Annotated in this window: 2 protein-coding genes and 2 pseudogenes; 2 read left to right on the forward strand and 2 right to left on the reverse strand. The window is 38.4% G+C overall.

Translation table 11 applies throughout. The annotated features are described in order from the left end of the window. Positions 1-645 precede the first annotated feature (645 nt). Positions 646-3288, reverse strand: coding sequence for a serine hydrolase (locus ACFSR0_RS05755; protein ID WP_379980800.1), 2643 nt, complete (start codon positions 3286-3288; stop codon positions 646-648). A gap of 1135 nt (positions 3289-4423) precedes the next feature. Between ACFSR0_RS05755 and ACFSR0_RS05760 the strand changes: the two genes are divergently transcribed. Beyond that, positions 4424-4636 carry a hypothetical protein gene (locus ACFSR0_RS05760; protein ID WP_379980801.1) on the forward strand — a complete coding sequence of 71 codons (213 nt, stop codon included), beginning with the start codon at positions 4424-4426 and terminating at the stop codon, positions 4634-4636. Positions 4637-5467: 831 nt separating this feature from the next. On the opposite strand, the pseudogene ACFSR0_RS05765 reads toward ACFSR0_RS05760, so the two are convergent. After that, positions 5468-6224 (reverse strand): annotated as a pseudogene (locus ACFSR0_RS05765) (ABC transporter substrate-binding protein); the annotation flags it as partial. 72 nt (positions 6225-6296) lie between these two features. On the opposite strand from ACFSR0_RS05765, the pseudogene ACFSR0_RS05770 reads away from it, so the two are divergent. Then, a pseudogene (locus tag ACFSR0_RS05770) lies at positions 6297-6619 on the forward strand (IS3 family transposase); the annotation flags it as partial.

The following is a 6619-nucleotide window of genomic DNA, read 5'->3' on the forward strand; positions in this document are numbered from 1 at the left end:
TCAACAGAACATCTGTGAAATCATTTAATAACGCAAAAAAGGAAATGCCGAAGCATTTCCTAACATACGATTTGAGCAAAACAACAGCAATTGACAAAGAGCCTAAAAAACGCACTCCTTTACAATACTTTTAGGAAAGGAGTGCTTTATTTCATATAAAATCAATTTTTTATACACATGCTCATTGGCAATATTTCAGGGTTCTCGAGAAATAAAGCAAGCCAGTTTGACAGTCAACATAACGTTCTTTTCCAAAATGGTGGCGGCTTTTTTTCCTTTCCACCATTAGTATACTAAAGTTTCTGCATTTCATCCTTCTGGGCGAATATGCTTGCGAATTCATGCATGTTTGACAAAGAGCCCTTTTTTTTTTTATTTAATTTAATAGCTACTGAATAACTAGGAGAAAATGCCGAATCGCTAGCAGGCTTCCCTTGTCTCTTGCAAAGCTTTGAGCGGCCAGCCAGAAGCAACTCGGTAAAACCCATGCCGAGTTTATTCCTAAATGGCGTCAAACTATTGACAGAGGAAGAAACTGCTCAAGTGCAAGCTTTTTTTCTCAAATAGCCAAAAACCTTGCTGTTACTTAAACAATCATTGCTTGAAACAGATCATTATCGTTGTTTGTGCTTTATTCAGTAGAGATTATTTATGATTTTTTCTACGGTAACCAAAAATACCTAGAACCCCAGCAATGACTACAACTCCTATAAGGATAAAACTGTTACCTTTAGTGAAGCCTGTTTTCGGCAAATAGCTGCTTGTTTTTATTGCCGATTGTTGATTGGTTTGCTTGCTGTTTTGATTCGCTTGATTACTATTTTGTTTTGACTGCTCAGTGGCATTTTTTGCTGGAACTTTTTTCAATTGCTTTATTGCTAATTGTAGCTGTTGCACCACTTGATCCACATCTTCTTGAGTGGCTTTGTCACTATCACGAATAGGAATCGCTTTTTGAAAAACTGATTCGACCTGTTGCCAGCTTTCACTTGTATAAAGGGCTTTATTCTTCATAAGGTCCTCTATTTTTCCTAGCAGTTCTCGTAAAACATCTTTATTAACAACAATGGAAACCTTAACTAACTGTTCCACTGCGCCCGTCAATTTTTGTGTTGCTTCATCAATTGCTGCTTGAGCTGCTTCACCATCAGCAAGAATCGTTTGTGCCTGAGCAAGTGCTGCTTCTAAATTCGCATAACTTGCGACAGTATAAGCATTTCTATCGATTGATGTCGCAGTTTTGACAGCTTGTTCAAGCAATGTTTTGTCGCCTGGTTTTACTAAGGAATCGATAGCTGTTTTTAGCGCTGTTGTAGCAGCATCTACAGCTGCTTGATTCGCCGTTTCGTTCGTCAATTCCTTTTGCGCAGCTTGCAGGGCAATTGCTACTTTTTGCCAACTTGACTTGGTGTACTCTTTCTGATTCAAATAAGTCGTCTGTTCGACAAGTAGTTGCAACTGCGTAATATTGACCAACTCAGCAAGGGCGTGTTGTAGTTGGAGTGCTAATTCATCTACTTGTGCCTGCGTGTAATCATTCCTTGCAATCAAATTTTCGCCTTTTTTCACTAATGCTAATACCTTTTGGTAACTAGACTTAGTGTACGTTTCAGGAAGTAAATTGTTGCCTTTCTCTATCCCCTCATCTAGACTCTTCGTCACAACTAAAAATCGTAAGTCATAAGCCTCTGTTGCTTTCAAGGCTTCTGACGTAGTTTGAACTAAATTTGATTGTTGATAAGTACTTGCTTGGGAATCAGTTGCCGCTCGCATTGCCAATGTATCTAGTAAAGATCGGATTACATTCCGCTTACTAACAGTTGCTGAAGCCAAGTCGATATCTGAAAGTTCATCTACAATCATTTTTTCCAGTACTTTCTCTGGCGTGTCATACGTATCATTACCGAGTCCAAGTGCACGGTAAACAAATTCAGAAACGGTTCCATACGAGCTAATATTTGAATTAGCAGTATAGAACACATTAGGATCAGGTCCCATAATCGGTGTATTTCGGGCATTTGTCATCAAGGATAGGGTCAAATGATTTTGAAAATCAATCATCGTATTGGTTCCTGTCCAACCTGTATGACCAACGGTTCCAGCTGGTGCAAATTTAGAAAACCAGCTAGCCGCTCCCCCAGTTTCACTCTTACGACGCCAACCACCTTCCGCCTGTGTTGCTAAACCAGCAGTAGGTTTTGTAAATTGCTCAATAACCTCGGGATCAAATAAATGAACACCATTCAATGTCCCGTTGTTCACCATGGCTTGCGCAAGATAAGCAACCTGTTGAGCAGTTCCAAACAACCCTGCATGACCTGACACACCACCCATTGAATAAAAAGCTTTTTCATCATGGACTTGGCCTGTAATGACATCCATGCGCGCGTTTTGAAAAATGACCCGACCATCGCGAGTGTTTCCGTGTAATTCAGTAGAAGCAATTTCATTGGTTTGGAAACCAAAGTTTAACGGATTAAAAGTCAAACGGTTAAGCCCCAATGGTTGATAGAAATTCTCTTTCACATAGGTGTCCAAGTCTTGACCCGTTACATGTTCGACAATGAAGCCTGCCAGCATCATATCCACATCAGAATACGCCCAAGCAGTACCGGGTTTTGTTGTTACGGGTGTTTTCATGACCATGTTAAAGGTTGTTTGTTTTTCCTGTGAAAACAAATCATTCTTACCATTTTTGATGCCATCGTCTTTGTCGTAATTTTCGTTATGATATTGTGGGTCTGGAGAAAATCCCGCATAATGACTCAAAACCAACCCAACTGTGATATCTTCCTTCCAATGATTTTCGTTGGCTTCATTTAAGAATTCTGGAAAAATTTCACTAATTTTGGTTGCAAGCGTCAACGGGTGGTCTGTCTCAGGAATAGGCGCCTGATCACTAATCAGTTTTTGCATTGCGTAAACCGTTGCATACATTTTTGTGTTACTTGCCATATCAAACAGCGTTTCTGTTGTAACCACATTTCTTTCTGATAGCGGTAAAACTTTCGCATTAGTTAATATAAAATTGCCATATTCATCGTAATAATCGTAATAGTTATTCGTATACCCATAGCCCGTATTTTTCAATAGTTGACCATCTTTATAGACAGCTAATTGGACGCCAGTCAAGCCATACTTGTTCTCTGAAGCAATCAATTGATCTAATAAATCCATATACTCAGGATGAACAAACCCTGCATTTTCATCTGCCTGCACAACTGCCGCTTTTCCTAACCCCACAAACATTGCTCCCAAACAAAGCATTTTCAGCCACTTCTTTTTCACAGAATCCCTCCTATTATATTATAAATTGCGTGAGTTCAAAAATTCACTTTTGTTTATTATTACTGGATGCGTTTCAATCCTGACGGATTGAATTACCTCCAGTTTTTTCTTCGTTTATTTTTCTAGGGGATATTACTTGACAATAAAACCAGCCCCCATAATCGCTAAGAACAGGGCTTCTCCTATATCTTAGTGAAAGGTGGTGACAACTATGCTTAACCACGGAATGTTATTTAAATAACTTAAATTTCGTGATAGCGATAATTCCACTTGAAATTTTAGACGAATTTCAATCGGATATTCAGTTATTTTAAAATTATGGATTTAGATCCAGCAGTCCCACTCCTGTTAACGAGATACTCGAAAACAGGAAGACCATGTATAGATTCTGTAAACTATTTCGTTCGCATCTTTTCGAAAGTCGTCACAAGTTAAACCACAAGGAGTTTCGCAAAATTTTGCATCGTTCCTTAATGGTACGAGCACTATGTGGTTTTGAATCAATCAATGAAATTTCAAGTATCGGAACACTTTATAATTTTGATGAACGATTTTTGTGACTATCCTATCCTAGGGTAGCCAGAGGGTCGGAATATCTACACTCGCATTTACAGCTCCATATACCTTCTGATTTACAGTCACATATTTTTCGTCCGTAGGACGATGCCCCTATTTCTAGGCATGTTCCATCACCAGATAGTGTGATGCTAGTGTCGATGAGACTGAGTTTTACCGACGGTTTTACAACGACTTCTGCAAAAATTATTTGCATAAGCCTTTCAAGAAAATTAGACAGGTCAATCCGTCCTTCCATGATTGCCTTAGCAATCCTAGTGGTACGTTTAACGCCTTTCTTTTCAGGAAGTTTTTCGTCCTGTTTCGATTTCTTTGTTTTTTTACCATAGGGGGGGCACGAATCACAAGCTTTTCTTTTGTCGAAACGAGACGTTGGTTTTATGGTTACACGGCATTTATTCTAAATACATTCTCCGAAAAACACCATAAAGATCTTCCTCTTTGCATCCGCCTCTTTGAAGCGAGGAGGCATGACTCAATATCATCAATGATTGCCTTGCAAGAATTCCAAGAAATCTATCCTGACCTTTGGATTAAGCATTTTCTTGGAGACTCTGCAATGGATGTAGATCCTATCTATATTCTTTTTTTAAACCGCTTGTATATATCAGCTGTCATTGATTTAAATGACCACCGTGGCAGAAAACCAAAGGTTGGGGACAATTGTTTTGATCAACCAGGACAGCCGATATGTCCAGGTGAAATTTTCCATGACCTATTACGGAAACTGGAAAAGGGGATACACAACGAGAGTGAAGTGCCGTTGTCCTAATAAGACAGGAGATTGTGCTTGCCCATTAGCTGAATATTGTTCAGAGAAACCATACGGCCGTGTCTATACAATATCTATCCATACTGGGTAGGGCCTTCGTTTTTATACAAAGATTCCAAGCAATTCCAAAAAATGGTATCGCCTTTACAAAGAACGCTCGTTTGTTGAAAGAACAAATAAACAATTGCTAATTGACCACGGGATTGAGAACTCGATGATTAAATCAAAACGCCGTAGTTTTATCCAATGCATTTTTGCTTGTATTGACATCCACTTAGAAGCTCAATAAGAATTACTTAATAAATAGTGAGCTATTTTTAAAAATGGCCCCAAAACGCTTATTTAGTGCGTCCAAAATTTGCAGGTGGATAGAAAAAGCAAGTTTTTTCTTGAATTCTTTAGGAAACCATCAAAATTGCAACCTTAGTGCTCAATTGTTTCTGAACTCACTCAAATTACCGACAAGTAATCTCCTATTCTTTGACCCGCTCCCCCTTTCTAAGCTCCAATGACTGCTGTTCCCTTCTCAAATAAAAAAAATAAAATGTAAGCCTTTTCTTATATTCTATCATATTGAAATTATATTTCAATATTATTGTTAAATTTAAGTAATTTAATTTCTTGTGAAGTGAATTTTAGTCATTTTCCTATTATCTATAATCTTAGCTACAAACGCCCTCATTCTGACTTTGCCATTCTACGTTGTAAAAACTACACGCTCGAGCATCCTCGGATACGTCAATCCAACAAGCTTTTAAGTAGAAAAAAAGGCCCTCATCACAATGAATGTCCTTTTTTTCTACTCTCAATTTTTTACTCTTAATACGCACCTCATAAATTGAAGTAGTCTCCGTATAAGCAGTAAGCGATACCTTTCACCTTTGGATTAATCAGATAGTTGGAATCACTTTGATACAAGGGTACTTGCACAGCATCTTCTTTTGTAAAAGAATTTTTTTAGATGCCCGATAATCAGCAAATTGCCTGTCTGGATTAATTAGCATCACCCGTGCGTACTTTTCAACAAGCGCTGTATATTCACTATCGTCATAGGCACCATAATTATAAGCAGAGCCCGTTTTATAGAGGTTGAAATAGGAATTCAAATCACTGCTACCTGCAATCCAATCTGAAAGAGATAATTCATAGTTTTTATCACGACGATCCTGATCCAGATTATTTTTCGGTTGTTGTGTAATTACAATCTTCAATCCAGCTAACTGCTCTTGCAACTGCGATTGAAGATACTCATAGATCTTTAGCCATTGTCATCATCCGAAACTAGTAGCTTCAATACTATATTGTCTCCTAAATCCGCTTGCGCTTTTTGCTATTCTTTCTTGGCAGCTGCAGCATCATAAGAATTATAGGAACCACTATACTTACGGAAAACTTCTTTAGTATCTGGATTGGAATAAGGATTGGCCGGAGTCAACCCATTTAAAGCTTTTGAACCATCATTTAAGACATCTTTAGTCAACGACTTTTTATCAATTGCCAAAGCAATCGCTTTACGTAAATGGTTATTAACTAAGGCTGTGCCAGCTTTTTTGTTGAAATCCAAGAAATAATTGTCCACATGTTTATGGCAGAATAAAAGTACACACGGGGGGTGCGGACATAATCCTGGACCAAAAATGAACTCAGGAGGAATGCCCGTATGTTTTCCCACGAAGAACGTGTAAAAGCAATTCAGTTATTTTTAAAGTACGATTGTTCCTATGCAGCTACCATTCATGAATTAGGCTATCCGTCAGTTGTCGCACTTCGCAAATGGTACAAGGAATATTTGATATCTGGAGATCTTCATTTGGAGCACCGAAAAAAATCAAAGTATTCTGAAGAACAAAAACGAATAGCTGTGAATCATTATTTTGACTATGGACAGTGCTATGCAAGGACGATTCGACTGCTTGGTTACCCTAATCGAGAGTCTTTACGGCAATGGTGTGAAGAACTAGCGCCTGGGGCTAGAAAACTTAG

It is taken from the genome of Enterococcus camelliae, assembly GCF_042685105.1.
GTDB classification, from domain to species: domain Bacteria; phylum Bacillota; class Bacilli; order Lactobacillales; family Enterococcaceae; genus Enterococcus_G; species Enterococcus_G camelliae.

Bases quoted from the DNA above. Each gene is read 5' to 3' on its own strand.
- ACFSR0_RS05760 (WP_379980801.1), top strand. From the start codon at position 4,424: ATGGATGTAGATCCTATCTATATTCTTTTTTTAAACCGCTTGTATATA.